The organism is Hamadaea flava, assembly GCF_024172085.1.
Taxonomy (GTDB): Bacteria; Actinomycetota; Actinomycetes; order Mycobacteriales; family Micromonosporaceae; genus Hamadaea; species Hamadaea flava.
Map to the genome: position 1 here is coordinate 7,980,647 of NZ_JAMZDZ010000001.1, position 13,145 is coordinate 7,993,791.

At 70.4% G+C, this 13,145-nt stretch carries 13 protein-coding genes; 8 read left to right on the top strand and 5 right to left on the bottom strand.

The genetic code is table 11. The annotated features are described in order from the left end of the window. Positions 1 to 162: 162 nt before the first annotated feature. Positions 163 to 1,206: a threonine synthase gene (gene thrC / locus HDA40_RS37250; protein WP_253763940.1), complete on the bottom strand. Its 1,044-nt coding sequence runs from the start codon at positions 1,204 to 1,206 to the stop codon at positions 163 to 165. A gap of 74 nt (positions 1,207 to 1,280) precedes the next feature. Here thrC and HDA40_RS37255 point away from each other — a divergent pair, with 74 nt between their 5' ends. Together HDA40_RS37255 and HDA40_RS37260 are read left to right on the top strand one after the other, a co-directional pair. Further along, positions 1,281 to 2,093: a MurR/RpiR family transcriptional regulator gene (locus HDA40_RS37255; protein ID WP_253762573.1), complete on the top strand. Its 813-nt coding sequence runs from the start codon at positions 1,281 to 1,283 to the stop codon at positions 2,091 to 2,093. Between the two features lie 252 nt (positions 2,094 to 2,345). Beyond that, complete coding sequence (locus tag HDA40_RS37260; RefSeq protein ID WP_253762574.1) at positions 2,346 to 3,293, top strand: cyclase family protein; 948 nt, start codon at positions 2,346 to 2,348, stop codon at positions 3,291 to 3,293. A gap of 2 nt (positions 3,294 to 3,295) precedes the next feature. Here HDA40_RS37260 and HDA40_RS37265 read toward each other — a convergent pair whose 3' ends face one another. Beyond that, positions 3,296 to 4,177 (bottom strand): LysR family transcriptional regulator, encoded by an 882-nt coding sequence (locus HDA40_RS37265; RefSeq protein ID WP_253762575.1) that lies wholly within the window; start codon positions 4,175 to 4,177, stop codon positions 3,296 to 3,298. Positions 4,178 to 4,247: 70 nt separating this feature from the next. Between HDA40_RS37265 and HDA40_RS37270 the strand changes: the two genes are divergently transcribed. Then, the gene (locus HDA40_RS37270; protein WP_253762576.1) at positions 4,248 to 5,096 is read left to right on the top strand and encodes a dihydrodipicolinate synthase family protein; all 849 of its coding nucleotides are present in this window, start codon (positions 4,248 to 4,250) and stop codon (positions 5,094 to 5,096) included. A gap of 7 nt (positions 5,097 to 5,103) precedes the next feature. Continuing rightward, positions 5,104 to 5,691: a GNAT family N-acetyltransferase gene (locus HDA40_RS37275; RefSeq protein ID WP_253762577.1), complete on the top strand. Its 588-nt coding sequence runs from the start codon at positions 5,104 to 5,106 to the stop codon at positions 5,689 to 5,691. Positions 5,692 to 5,705: 14 nt separating this feature from the next. Here HDA40_RS37275 and HDA40_RS37280 read toward each other — a convergent pair whose 3' ends face one another. Together HDA40_RS37280 and HDA40_RS37285 are read right to left on the bottom strand one after the other, a co-directional pair. After that, entirely contained in the window at positions 5,706 to 6,839 is a 1,134-nt protein-coding gene (locus HDA40_RS37280; protein ID WP_253763941.1) for a YeiH family protein, read from the bottom strand. Then, positions 6,839 to 6,994, bottom strand: coding sequence for a hypothetical protein (locus HDA40_RS37285; protein ID WP_253762578.1), 156 nt, complete (start codon positions 6,992 to 6,994; stop codon positions 6,839 to 6,841). Before HDA40_RS37285 ends, HDA40_RS37280 begins: the two co-directional genes overlap by 1 nt. 189 nt (positions 6,995 to 7,183) lie before the next feature. Between HDA40_RS37285 and HDA40_RS37290 the strand changes: the two genes are divergently transcribed. From HDA40_RS37290 to HDA40_RS37305, 4 genes are read left to right on the top strand one after another with little or no spacing between them, the layout of a single operon-like run. Continuing rightward, positions 7,184 to 8,098: an ABC transporter permease gene (locus tag HDA40_RS37290; protein WP_253762579.1), complete on the top strand. Its 915-nt coding sequence runs from the start codon at positions 7,184 to 7,186 to the stop codon at positions 8,096 to 8,098. Further along, a complete protein-coding gene (locus tag HDA40_RS37295) occupies positions 8,095 to 9,087 on the top strand; it encodes an ABC transporter permease (RefSeq protein WP_253762580.1) in 993 nt (330 codons plus the stop codon). The genes HDA40_RS37290 and HDA40_RS37295 overlap by 4 nt, the downstream gene beginning before the upstream one ends. A gap of 31 nt (positions 9,088 to 9,118) precedes the next feature. After that, the gene (locus HDA40_RS37300; protein WP_253762581.1) at positions 9,119 to 10,786 is read left to right on the top strand and encodes an ABC transporter substrate-binding protein; all 1,668 of its coding nucleotides are present in this window, start codon (positions 9,119 to 9,121) and stop codon (positions 10,784 to 10,786) included. Then, on the top strand, positions 10,783 to 12,411 hold the full coding sequence (locus HDA40_RS37305; RefSeq protein ID WP_253762582.1) for a dipeptide ABC transporter ATP-binding protein: 1,629 nt from the start codon (positions 10,783 to 10,785) through the stop codon (positions 12,409 to 12,411). Before HDA40_RS37300 ends, HDA40_RS37305 begins: the two co-directional genes overlap by 4 nt. Before the next feature lie 109 nt (positions 12,412 to 12,520). Here HDA40_RS37305 and HDA40_RS37310 read toward each other — a convergent pair whose 3' ends face one another. After that, positions 12,521 to 13,066 (bottom strand): GNAT family N-acetyltransferase, encoded by a 546-nt coding sequence (locus tag HDA40_RS37310; RefSeq protein ID WP_253762583.1) that lies wholly within the window; start codon positions 13,064 to 13,066, stop codon positions 12,521 to 12,523. Positions 13,067 to 13,145 lie beyond the last annotated feature (79 nt).

Below are 13,145 nucleotides of genomic sequence, written 5' to 3' on the forward strand. Positions count from 1 at the left end.
CGGCGCTTGAGCCGGGCGCTGTGACTCGGCGCTTGACTCGGCCGCTTTGACTCGGCCGCTGTGACTCGGCGCTTGAGTCGGCCGCTTTGAATCGGCGGCTTTGACTCGGCTGCTGTGAGTCGGGCGCTGTGAGTCGGGCGCTTTGGGTCAGCCTGGCACCCGTCAGAGGCCGAGTTCGCGGGCGACCTCACCCGTCGTCGGGCCGGCGGCGGTGGCGGCGTACCCGTCGCGCAGGGCGGCTTCGGTGTCCTTGAGCCCGTTGCCGGTGAGGGTGATGACGACGCGCAGCCCCGCGGGCAGGGCGCCGTCCGCGTACCGGCGGAGCAGCCCGGCTACGCCCGCGGCCGACGCCGGCTCGGCGAAGACGCCGTCGTGGCGGCCCAACTCCCGGTACGCCGAGAAGATCTCCTCGTCGGTGACCGAACCGATCAGCCCGCCGGACTCGTCGCGAGCGGCCAGCGCGGGCGTCCACGTCGCCGGGGCGCCCACCCGGATCGCCGTCGCATCGGTCTCCGGCCGCTCGACTGGTCCACCATGGACGAAGGGCGCGGCACCCGCCGCCTGGAATCCCCAGATCTTCGGCGGTTTCTCGGCGTACGCCCGGTAGCCGGTCCAGGTGGCGGTGATGTTCCCGCCGTTGCCGACCGGCAGGCAGTGGATGTCCGGCGCGCCGCCGAGCGCGTCGACGATCTCGTACGCCACCGTTCGCTGACCGGCCAGCCGCAGCTCGTTGCCGACCGAGTTGACCAGCGTCACCGGATGGTGCGCCGCCATTTCCCGGGCGATGCGGATGCAGTCGTCGAAGTTCCCCGCCACCTCGATGATCCGTGCGGCGTAGCGGGCGGCCTGGGCGAGCTTGCCCCGGGCCACCGCTCCGGCCGGGACGAGCACCGCGGCCTCGATCCCGGCGCGGGCGGCGTACGCGGCCGCCGAGGCGCTCGTGTTCCCGGTGGACGCGCAGAGGACCAGCTTCGAACCGGCCTCCACGGCGCGGCTGATCGCGACAGTCATCCCTCGGTCCTTGAACGAACCCGTCGGGTTGGCCCCGTCGACCTTCAGCCACACGTCGCACCGCGTCCGGTCAGACAGGTACGCCGAGTGCAGCAGCGGTGTGCCGCCCTCGCCGAGGGTGATCGCCGGTGTCTCGGGGGTCACGGGCAGCAGCTGCCGGTAGTCGCTGAGGAGCAGTCCACGCCAAGGAGTCATGGGGGTCATGGCTGGCGACTCTAACATTTGTTCCGCCATCCGGCGCTATAGGCTTTGCGTGTAACATTCGTTACGTGAGTTCTGACGTGGCGGCCCGGCTGGGCGAGATCTATGCCGACCTTCCGCAAGGGGAGCGGGCGATCGCCCGGGTGCTGCTGGACGACTATCCCTACGCCGCGCTCGGGTCGCTGCGTACGCTGGCCGACCGCGCGGGCGTCAGCCCGCCGACCGCCTCCCGGCTGGTCGGGCGGCTCGGCTTCGCCGGCTTCGCGGAGTTCCAGGAGGCGGTACGCACCGGCGCCCGCTCCCGGCTCCGGGCGTTCGTCGACGAACCGTCCGATGTGGAATCCGCTGCCGGTCAACTGCGGACGGCGCTCGACGAATGCCTCGCCGCGGTGACCGGGGCCCAGCTCAGCGCGGCGGCGACCCGGATCGCGCAGGCCGGATCGGTCTGGGCGGTGGGCGGGCGGCTCAGCGAACTGGCCGCCGAATACCTCGTGCGACAGGTGGCCAGCCTGCGGCCCGGCGTACGCCACCTCCCGGGGTCGATCCCCGAACGCGCCCGGGTGCTGCTCGACGTCACCGGCGCTGATCTCCTGGTGGCGTACGACTTCCGGCGTTATTCGGAGCAGACGGCGCGGTTCGTCACCGCCGCCCGCGACCGCGGCGCCCGGCTGCTACTGATCACCGACGCCTGGGAGTCCCCGCTCGCCGAGTACGCCGACGTCCTCATCCGGCTGCCCCGCGAAGCCGCCGGGCCGATCGACCCGATGATGCTCTCCATCGCGGTGACCGAACTGCTGCTGGTCGCCGTCGCCGGGCACCTCGACCCCGAGCAGCGCCTGGCTTCCCTGGAGGAGCTGACCCAGACGCTCTCGCGGAGTTGATCTTGGCGAGTAAAGGTCGCTATGGCAACCGAAACTCGCCAAGATCAACTAGCTGGCACCTCGCGAACAGGCGCCGGTCGTTGCGACCGGGTCAGGCGCCGAAGCCGTTGTCGGCCAGCCACCATGATCACGGCCACGATTATGCCGATCAACGGCGGACAACTGCGGCGTTATCGGCATCACGCCGCCCGTTGGCGACAGCGCCTCGCCGATTCCCGGATGACGATCTTCAGTGCCGCCTATCCTGCCGAAATGAGCAGGAACGCATCGGTCGTGAACGCACCCGAGCTAGACGCGGCGGGCTTCGCGGCACTGTTCGAACGGCTGCGGGGGCGTGCCGACTGGGGAGAGGCGGATCGCCGGGGCGCATTGAACTACATCACGCCGTCCACCGTGCGAGCCGCCATGGAAGAGGTTCGGCTGGGCCGCTCGGTCTCCCTGGCCGTTCCCGTGTCGACCGACGTCACCGTCGACAACCCACAACCCTGGCGTCACGAGATGATCAGCTCGCCGGCCGACCATCGCGACGAGCCCGGCGTGCACTTCGCCTTCGACCGGCTGGCGATGAACGTTCACGGCAACGCGGACACTCATCTCGACGCGCTCTGCCACGTCATCTACGACGGCAAGCTCTACAACGGCGTACAGGTGGACGCTGTCGAGCGGGACGGGGCGCCCGCGCTGTCCGTGGATGTCATGCGGGACGGGATCGTCGGCCGCGGCGTCCTGCTCGACATCCCCCGGGTGCGTGAAGAACGCTGGCTGAGGCCGGGCGACCAGGTGACCGCGGCGGATCTCGTCGCGGCGGAGGAGGCCCAGCACGTTCAGGTGAAGCCCGGCGACCTGCTGTTCGTCCGGGTCGGACACCGGCGTCGCCGCAAAGCCCTGGGCCCGTGGGACACGGCGTCGGCGCGGGCCGGCCTGCATCCCACCGCGCTGGAGTACGTCGCCGATCGTCAGGTCGCGGTCCTCGGCAGCGACGGCAACAACGACACCGCGCCGCCGAGCGGGGTCGTCGACTTCCCCGTGCACGTGCTCGCCGTCAACGCCCTCGGTGTCCCGCTCATCGACTACTTGTACCTGGAGGATCTGCGTACGCTGTGCGCGCAGCACGACCGATGGTCGTTCCTCTGCGTCGTCGCTCCCCTTCGTATCCCGGCCGGCACGGGTTCGCCGGTGAACCCGATCGCGGTGCTCTGACCTCAAACGACCCGCAAACTGTCGGCGGGCGCGGCGTCGCGGAGCGCCGAGACGCAGGCGGCCACGGCCGGATGCCCGCCGGAGCCGGAGCGGAAGGCGACGTGGGTACGCCGCTGCAGCGGTAACGGCGTGAGCGTCACCCCGGGCGTCGGCACGACGCCGAGCGACGGCACGAGTGCGACTCCGCGACCGGCGGCTACCAGAGCCAGGACGGCGGTGAAGTCGTCGACGTGGTGACGGATGCGGGGTGCGTACCCGGCGAGGTGGCACGCCTGCAAGGTCACCGAGTGACACAGCGTCCCCGGGCTGCCCGCGATCCAGACGCGCTCGGCGCAGTCCGCCAAGGAAAGCTCACCGGCTCGCGCGGGCGGTCCTGCGAGGTAGACCGTCTCGGCCAGCAGGTCGACCGTGGACAGTCCGGCCTCCGGCGTGAGCGGCAGCAGGTCGTAGCTCTGCATCAGGGCGACGTCGAGGCTGCGGTCGAGTAGCCGGACCGCCATGGCGGCCGGGTCGAGTTCGTGGACGGTCAGGTCGAGCCCGGGATGCCGGTCGGCCAGCGTCACGAGCGCGGCCGGGAGCAGCGTACGCACCGCGGACGGGAAAGCGCCGATGCGCAGGCTGCCCTGGACGGCGGCGACGCTGGCCGAGGCGGCCTCCAACGCGGCGAGCACGGTCTCGGCATGCCCGGCGAGGACACGGCCGGCGGCGGTGAGCTGGACGGTGCGGCCGGCGCGCTCGATCAGCGGTACGCCCGCCTCCCGTTGCAACGCGGTGAGCTGCTGCGACACCGCAGACGCCGTGTAGGTGTGCGCCTCGGCGACGGCCGCGATCGTGCCGAGCCGGGCCAGGTCGCGCAGGAGCATCAGCCGCCGGACGTCAAGCATCAGCTCAGCTTACGCATCACCTCAGAAAGCCGAACTGGTGCTACCGAGTCATCGGCGCGAAGCTGGGAGCATGACGTTGAGCGGCCTGTTCGTCCCCATGATCACTCCTTTCGACCGTAGCGACGCCGTCGATCTCGACGGCCTGACGAAGCTGGCCGGCCAAGTCCTCGACGACGGGGCGACCGGCCTCGTCGCGCTCGGGACGACGGCCGAGCCGTCCGCGCTCACAGCGGCGGAGAAGCGCGACGTCCTCGACGTGGTCAGCGCCGTCTGCCGGGAGCGCAGGGCACCGATGATCGTCGGCGCCAACACCCCGGACGAGCTTGGTCACCTGGCGGACCGGCCGGAGGCGGTCGCGGCGCTGACCCTCGTCCCGCCGTTCGTGCGGCCGGGCGAGGCGGGCGTGGTGGCGTACTTCGAGCGGACGGCTCAGCTGAGCCCGGTCCCGCTGGTCGTCTACCACGTTCCGTACCGCACGGGGCAGCCGCTGTCGGCGAGCGCGTTGCGCGACATCGCGGCGATCCCCGACATCGCGGGCTTCAAGTACGCCGTCGGCGGCATCGACGCCACGACGATGGAGTTCCTGGCCGATCCGCCGCCGGTCGCCATCCTCGGCGGCGACGACCAGTTCATCTCGCCGCTGCTCGCGCTGGGCGCGCACGGCGGCATCATGGCCAGCGCACACCTGGCCACCCGGGCGTTCGCGGAGCTGATCGCCGACTGGCGTCCCGGCCTCGGCCACCGCCTCGCCCGGCTTGCGGCCACGCTGTTCGCCGAGCCCAACCCCACGGTGATCAAGGCTGTTCTCCACGCGCACGGCCGTCTTCAAACTCCAGCGGTACGCCTTCCGCTCATCCCGGCTTCGGTGACGGCGCTCACCGCGGCTGGAGCCGCCGAGGCGGCCGTCGCTGAGGCATGATGATCACGTGCCACTGCTTGCGACCGCCGCCCGGCCCGAGGGGATTCTGCGCGATCAGGCCCAGCCGGTGCTGCGTACCGGGGATCTGGTGCTACGCCCCTGGCGGGAGTCCGATGTAGATGCAGTCGTCGCGGCGTACGCCGATCCAGGCATCCAACGCTGGCACGTACGCACGATGACCGGGGAAGAGGCACTCGACTGGATCGAGAGCTGGTCTCGGTACTGGACGGCCGAGCGCGCCGCGAGCTGGGCGGTCACCGGCCCGGACGACGTGCCGCTCGGCCAGGTCGGGCTGCGGCAGGTGGACCTCTTCGAGGGGCACGCCCACGTGTCCTACTGGGTCCGCCCGGAGGCGCGGGGCAAGGGTGTGGCGATCGCGGCGACCGAGGCGATGGTCGACTGGTGTTTCGGTGCGGCCGGCCTGCATCGGTTGCAGCTGTCGCACTCGACGGCCAACGCGGCGTCCTGCCGGGTGGCGGGCAAGCTGGGATTCGCCCTGGAAGGCACCTCGCGGGGAGCGGGCCGCCACGCGGACGGGTGGCACGACATGCACGTGCACTCCCGGCTGCGCGACGACCCGGTGGCCGGCCGCTAGGTGACGACCAGTCGCTAGGTGACGGTGAAACCGGCGAACAGCAGGCTCGCCAGGGCCAGACCGAGGCCGAGGTTGGCGACCGTCGCGCTGGCGAAGACGGCGACCGGCCGCCAGCCGGCCTCCTTCAGCGCGCCGATCCGGAACTCGAGGCCGATGCTGACGAAGGCCAGCACCAGGAACCAGACTCGCCAGTCGTTGACCACGCCGATGGTGGTCTTCGCGTCGGCGGCCGAGACCGCGTTGGCGTACCAGGTGCCGACGCCGGACGCGACGATGAAGCCCAGCACGAACTTCGGGAACCGGTCCCAGAGCGTCTTCAAGCCGGGGCGCTGAGCGTTCGGATCGCGCTCCACCTTGAACGCGAAGTACGCCGACAGCGCGACCGCGACGACGCCGATGAGCGCGTTCTGCGTCGTCTTGACGATGGTGGCGATCTTCAGCGCGTCGTCGCCGGCCAGCGCCCCGGCCGCGGTGACCGCGGCGGTGGTGTCGATGTTGCCGCCGATCCAGGCGCCGGCCACCGCGTCGGAGAGCCCGAACGTGTCGGCCAGCCAGGGCAGGATGAAGATCGACGGCAAGGCGAACGCGATGACCAGGCTCGCGGCGTACGCCAGTTGCTCCTTGCGGGCTCGCACCGCGCCGGCCGCCGCGATCGCCGCGCTGACGCCGCAGATCGACACCGCCGAGGCGAGCAGCGCCCGCAGCTTGCTGTCCAACTTGAACAGCCCGCCGATCCACCAGGTGAACAGGAAGACGCCGGTGATCAGGACGAGCGCCTGGACGATCGCTGGGCCGGCCGCCTTCCAGATCAGGCTGATGTTGATCGACGCACCGAGCAGCACCAGGCCGGTCTTGATGAAGAACTCGGTCCGGAACGCGCCGGAGAGCCGGTCGCGTAGGCCGGTGACGGTGAGGATGACGTTGCCGAGCAGGCCGAGCGCGATGGCGTACACGGGGTATTCGATCGCGCCGACGTACTTGGCGTAGCTGGTGCCCTTGGTCTCCAGCGGAAGGTGATGGTCGAGCCAGCGGGTGGCCCAGGCCAGGACCAGGACGACGGCCACGCCGAGGGCCGTCCAGGCCCAGGTCGCCGGGGTGGCGGTGCGTTCGGCCGGCGGTGCGGCGGGGGTGTCGGAGACCGTCGTCATCACGGCACCAGCCCTTGCGTGACGACTCCGGTCAGGACGAGGACGAGCAGCACCAGGCCGACGACAGTGGCGGCCCAGTCTTCGCTGAATGCCAGGCGCGTGGCCTGGGCGACCTCGGGGGAGGTTTCGGCGGAGGGGGTGGGGGACTCGCTCATGCGAGGGATACTATAGTTCGCCTATAGGATTAGTCGAGATATATTCCCTACTAAACCGATGTGTGTTGTGGGTCTCTTTGTGCCCGCGGCCATAGGCAAGGCGTACGTGATCTTCATACGATCTCCGGGCCGCCTTGGCGATCTGTCGTAAATGGACGAATAGTCGTCCCTGCCCGCTGGAAGGAAGAGATGACCGCCGTCGCAGTACTTCCCGAGCGCAGAGCCCGCTGGCGGCGGATCACGACCGACCGCTGGGCCGTCGCCGGCGGCGTCACCGTCGCCGCGCTGCTGCTGATCGCGCTGGCCGCGCCGCTGCTTGCCGGACTGTCCGGACAGGACCCGTACACGTATCACCTGGACGCCCTGGACGACTCGGGCGTCCCGATCGGCTTCGGCGGCGGGATCAGCGCCGAGCACTGGTTCGGCGTCGAGCCGCTGACCGGACGGGACCTTTTCGCGATCACGGTCTACGGCGCGCGTACCTCGATCCTGGTCGGACTTGCCGCGACGGTGCTGTCGGTCTTCCTCGGCGTGCTGGTCGGGGTCACCTCCGGATTCTTCGGCGGCTGGTACGACCGGATCACCGGACGCGCGATCGACGTGCTGTTCGGCTTCCCCACGCTGATCCTGATGATCGCCCTCGGCGCGATCGCGCCGGTGCACTTCCCGAAGCAACTGCTGGTCGTGGGGGTGATCGGGCTGTTCGGCTGGCCCGGCATCGCCCGCGTGGTGCGCGGCCAGACGCTCGCGCTCAAGCAGCGCACGTTCGTCGTCGCGTCGGTATCGCTCGGCGCCGGCTCTGGCCACGTGCTGAGGCGTCAGGTCCTGCCCAACCTGGCCGCGACGATCATCGTGTACGCGACCATGCTGATCCCCGGCATGATCGGCGCCGAGGCAGCCCTTTCCTTCCTCGGGGTCGGCGTGCCGCCGCCCACCCCGGCCTGGGGCCGGTCGATCGGCGACGCGATCGCGTGGGTGCAGACCGATCCGATGTTCCTCGTCTTCCCGGGCGCGGCCCTGTTCGTCACCACGCTCGCGTTCAACCTGCTGGGCGACGGGCTGCGCGACGCCCTCGACCCCAAGTCCCCTGGGGTGAAGAGATGAGAATCCTGCGGTTCGCGGGCGGCCGCCTGCTGAGCATGATCGGCGTACTGCTGATCGTCAGCCTCCTCACCTATGCCGTGTTCTATCTGCTGCCGGCCGACCCGGCTCAGCTGTCCTGCGGCAAGCCGTGCACCCCGGAACGGCTGGCCGACGCCCGCGCCTTCATGGGCTACGACGCGCCCTGGTGGCGGCAGTACCTCGACTTCCTGACCGGCATCTTCGCCGGGCGCGAGTTCGGCAGCGGCCAGGCCGTCGTGCGATGCGCCGCGCCCTGCTTCGGTTACTCGTTCCGGCTGGACGAGCCGGTGACCACGCTGATCACCACCCACCTGGGGGTGACCTTCTCGCTGGCGATCGGGGCGGCCGTGCTGTGGCTGTTCCTCGGTGTCGGGTCGGGCGTCGTCTCGGCCGTACGCCGCGGCAGCGCGGTCGACCGGGCGGTGATGACCTTCTCGATCACGGGGGTGTCGGCGCCGACCTATCTGGTGGGGCTGCTCGGCATCCTGCTGTTCGGCTTCACCCTCGACATGGTTCCCGTCGGCGGCTACGTGCCGTTCGCGGAGAACCCGGTGCAATGGGCCTGGCACCTGATCCTGCCGTGGTGCGTACTGGCCTTCGTGTCGGCCGCCATCTACGCCCGGCTGACCCGCGGCCAGATGCTCGAGGTGCTCGGCGAGGACTACATCCGCACCGCCCGCGCCAAGGGCCTGAGCGAACGCCGGGTCATCGGCCGCCACGCGCTCCGCAACGTGCTGGTGCCGGTGGTGACCGTGTTCGGGATGGACCTCGGCGGCCTGCTCGGCGGGGCGGTCATCACCGAACGGGTCTTCAGCCTCCAAGGTCTCGGCGCGCTGCTCATGGACGCGGTCGGCAACGTCGACCTGCCGCTGCTGGTCGGCGTGACCCTGTTCAGCGCGGTGCTCATCATCGTCGCCAACTTCGTCGTGGACGTGCTCTACAGCGTCCTCGACCCCCGGATTTCCCTGTGATCAACCCCTCGGAACACAGAAAGGTAAGTCGATGAGACGCACGACGATCACCGCCGCGCTGGCGGTGGTGGCGGCGCTGGCCCTGACGGCGTGCAACGCCAACTCGGGATCCGGCACGAACACCGCGAGCACCGGTACTCAACAGGGCGGCGACCTGGCCATCCTCACCTCGTCCAGCTCCGTGACCCTCGACCCGGCCAAGAGCCAGAACCTGGCGATCACCACGCTGGGCCTGATCTTCCGCCGCTTGACCACCTGGGACATCAAGCCGGGTCAGGAGGGCAAGGTCGTCGGCGACCTGGCGCAGGACGCCGGTACGCCCAGCGACGGCGGCAAGACCTGGACCTTCAAGCTCAAGCCCAACCTCAAGTACGCCGACGGCACCGCCATCACCGCCGCCGACGTGAAGTACGGCGTGGAGCGGTCGTTCGCGCCGGAACTGTCCGGCGGCCTCGGCTACCACAAGACGCTGCTCGTCGGCGGGGCCGAGTACAAGGGCCCGTACACCGGCAAGGAGCTGGACTCGATCGAGGTGCCCGACGCGCAGACGATCGTGTTCAAGCTGACCAAGCCGTTCGGCGACTGGCCCTGGATCGTGTCGATGCCGGCGTTCGCGCCGGTGCCGAAGGCCAAGGACGACGTCGCGAACTACGGCAAGAACCCGGTCGCATCCGGCCCCTACCAGGTCGACTCGTACCAGCAGGGGACCGCGCTGAAACTCAAGCGCAACACCTACTGGGAAGCCTCGTCCGACCCGGTGCGTACGGGTGGGCCGGACACGATCACGTTCCAGCTCGGCCAGGAGGCCACGGTCGCCGCGCAGCGGCTGATCGCCGACTCCGGCGCCGACAAGAACGCGTTCGGCGCGAGCTTCGTGCCGCCCGCCCAGCTGGCGCAGATCCAGGCCAACGCGGCGGCCAAGCAGCGGCTGGTCACCTCCGACCCCGGCGCGCTGGCGTACCTGGCGATCAACACCACCCGGGGCCCGCTCAAGGACCCCAAGGTGCGCCAGGCCCTCAACTACGCCGTGGACAAGAAGGCGTACCTGGTCGCGGCGGGTGGCACACTCGGCGGCGACTACGCCTCGACGCTGATCACGCCGGGCATCGCCGGGCGCGTCGAGTACAACCTGTACCCGACCGCCGACCCGTCCGGTGACGTGGACAAGGCCAAGGCGCTGCTGGCCGAGGCCGGCCAGAGCAACCTGAAGCTGACCTTCGTCGTGCAGAACGACTCGGATGACCTGGCCCGCGCCCAGGCGATCCAGCAGGGCCTGGCCCGGATCGGCGTCGAGCTGACCATCAAGCCGCTCGACAGCGACTCGTGGTTCGACGCGGTCACCAACGACAAGGGCGACTACGACCTGACCCTGTCCAGCTGGCAGCCGGACTACCCCAGCGCCAACGCCAACATCCAGCCGCTGTTCGCCTCCAGCGAGATCGGCGGCGGGGGCTTCAACCTCTCGCGGTACTCCAACGCCGAGGTCGACGCCCTCATCGAGCAGGCCCGCGCCGAGGTCGACCCGGCCAAGGCACAGGCGCTGTGGCAGCAGGCCGACAAGCGCATCCTGACCGACGCCCCGATCGTCCCCCTGATCTACACCAAGAACTCGTTCCTGCACGGTTCGGCGGTGCAGAACTTCCAGGTGGCGGCGTTCCCGGCGTACCCGAACTATCTGAAGGTGTCGCTGAGCAAGTGAACGAGGACGTGCTGACCGTCGACGACCTTCACATCTCGTTCGACGTCGACGGGCGTACGGTGGACGCCGTCCGCGGGGTGGCCTTCGGGCTGCGCCGCGGGCGGGTCCTCGCCCTGGTCGGCGAGTCCGGCTCAGGCAAGAGCGCCACCGCCCTGGCCGCGCTCGGCCTGCTGCCCGGGACCGCCACGGTGACCGGAAGCATTCAACTGGATGGGCGGGAACTCGTCGGCGCCGACCGCAAGACGCTCCGGGCGGTGCGCGGCGGCCGCATCGGCACCGTCTTCCAGGAGCCGATGAGCGCGCTCAACCCGATGTTCACCGTCGGGGATCAGCTGGCCGAAGCGGTCCGCGCCCATCGCGACGTGGGCAAGCAGGCCGCTGCTCTGCGCGTACAAGAATTGCTTGATCTGGTGGGGTTGCCGGACCCGGCGCGCATCGCCCGCGCGTATCCGCACGAGTTGTCGGGCGGCCAGCTCCAGCGGGCCGTGATCGCCATGGCGGTGAGCTGCGACCCAGCGGTCCTCATCGCGGACGAACCCACGACGGCGCTGGACGTGACCGTGCAGGCCGGGATCCTGGACCTGCTGCGTGACCTGCGAGCGCGGCTGGACACCGCGATCCTGCTGATCACTCACGACATGGGCGTGGTCGCGGACCTCGCCGACGAGGTGGTGGTGCTGCGCGACGGCCAGGTGGTCGAGCAGGCGCCGGTCGAGCAGCTGTTCGCGCAGCCTGAGCACGAGTACACCCAGGCGTTGCTCGCCGCGGTCCCGCGACGATCCACTCAGGACAGCCCCGGCGTCCCGACCGGATCGCCGGTGGTCCAGCTCCGGGACGTCTCCATCGAGTACGCCGGACGCCACGGCCGTCGCGTGACAGCGGTCGACGGAGTGAGCCTGGACATCGCGGCGGGCGAGATCCTGGGCCTGGTGGGGGAATCCGGCTCGGGCAAGACCACCATCGGCCGGGCCGTCGCCGGGCTGGTGCCGGTCGGTGCGGGCAGCCTCACCGTCGCCGGGACCGACGTCGCCGCCGCACGCGGCAACCCGAGACGCCTGCGCGAGGTGCGGTCCCGCCTCGGCATCGTCTTCCAGGACCCGGCGTCGTCGCTCAACCCGCGCCGCACAGTGGCCGGCAGCATCGCCGAACCGTTGCTGCTACACAGCGAGTTCCGCGGCGACGCGCTGACATCCAAGGTGGACGAGCTGCTCGACGCGGTCCAGCTGGTACGCACCGTGCGCGACCGGTATCCGCACGAGCTGTCCGGCGGTCAGCGGCAGCGGGTCGCGATCGCCCGGGCGATCGCGCTGGACCCGGCGCTGCTCATCGCGGACGAGCCGACCAGCGCGCTCGACGTCTCCGTCCAGGCCCGCATCCTGCTCCTGCTGCGCGAGCTGCAACGAGACCTCGGGTTCGCCTGCCTGTTCGTCAGCCACGACCTCGCCGTGGTCGACCAGCTCGCCGATCGCGTCGCGGTCATGCACCGTGGAAAAGTCGTCGAGACCGGCCCGACCGCTGTCGTGCTGGGCTCGCCGGCCGACCCGTACACGCAGCGGCTGCTGGCCGCGGCCCCGATCGCCGACCCCGTCGCCCAACGCGCCCGCCGCGAAGCCGCCGCCGTTTAGCGCGTTCGCGCGGGGATGATCGTCGGCAGCCGCCGATCTTGGCGCTAAAACGGCGCTGATCGTCGGCAGCCGCCGATCTTGCGACGGGGCGGTGGGCCGACGTGGCGGCCTAGGAGGAGCGTTTGTCGCCGACGAGGCGGCCGGAGCGGATCAGCGCGCGGCGGCTGCCCGCGGCGGGCGCGACTCCAGCCGGTTCGTCGGGGGCCGCCGGGTTCGCGCGGGTGAACAGGGTGACCGTGGTCGCGGGGGTGAACCCGCTGCGTTCCATGAGCGCGGCCGACGCGCGGTTGGTGTCCTCGACGTCGGTCACGACCCGGGTCGCCCCGGCGGCGAACAGGGCGTTGCAGCACACCTCGACGAGCCGGCGGGCGACGCCCTTGCCCTGCTGGTCCGGTGCGACCGCGATCCACTCCAGGTACGCCCAGTCGTCGCGCAGCTCGAAGGTCATCGAGCCGAGGACGAACCCGACGACCCGCTCGTCCGCCAGCGCCACCCAGCAGGCGCCCTCGGCGGTGTCGAGGTGTTCCGCGATCGAGGTCAGTGACCACGACGTGTAGGGCTTGACGGTCACGTCGTATACCTGGCGGCCGAGGTCGCGTACCTGTCGCAGGTGTTCCAGTCCCATCGGGGCGATCTTGACGTCGTCGGTCGTCACTCCTCGAAGGTACGCCCGACGCCCCGCCGGAGCTGCGGAAACGGCATGAGTACGCGAGATGAGCATCCGCGGCGATTCC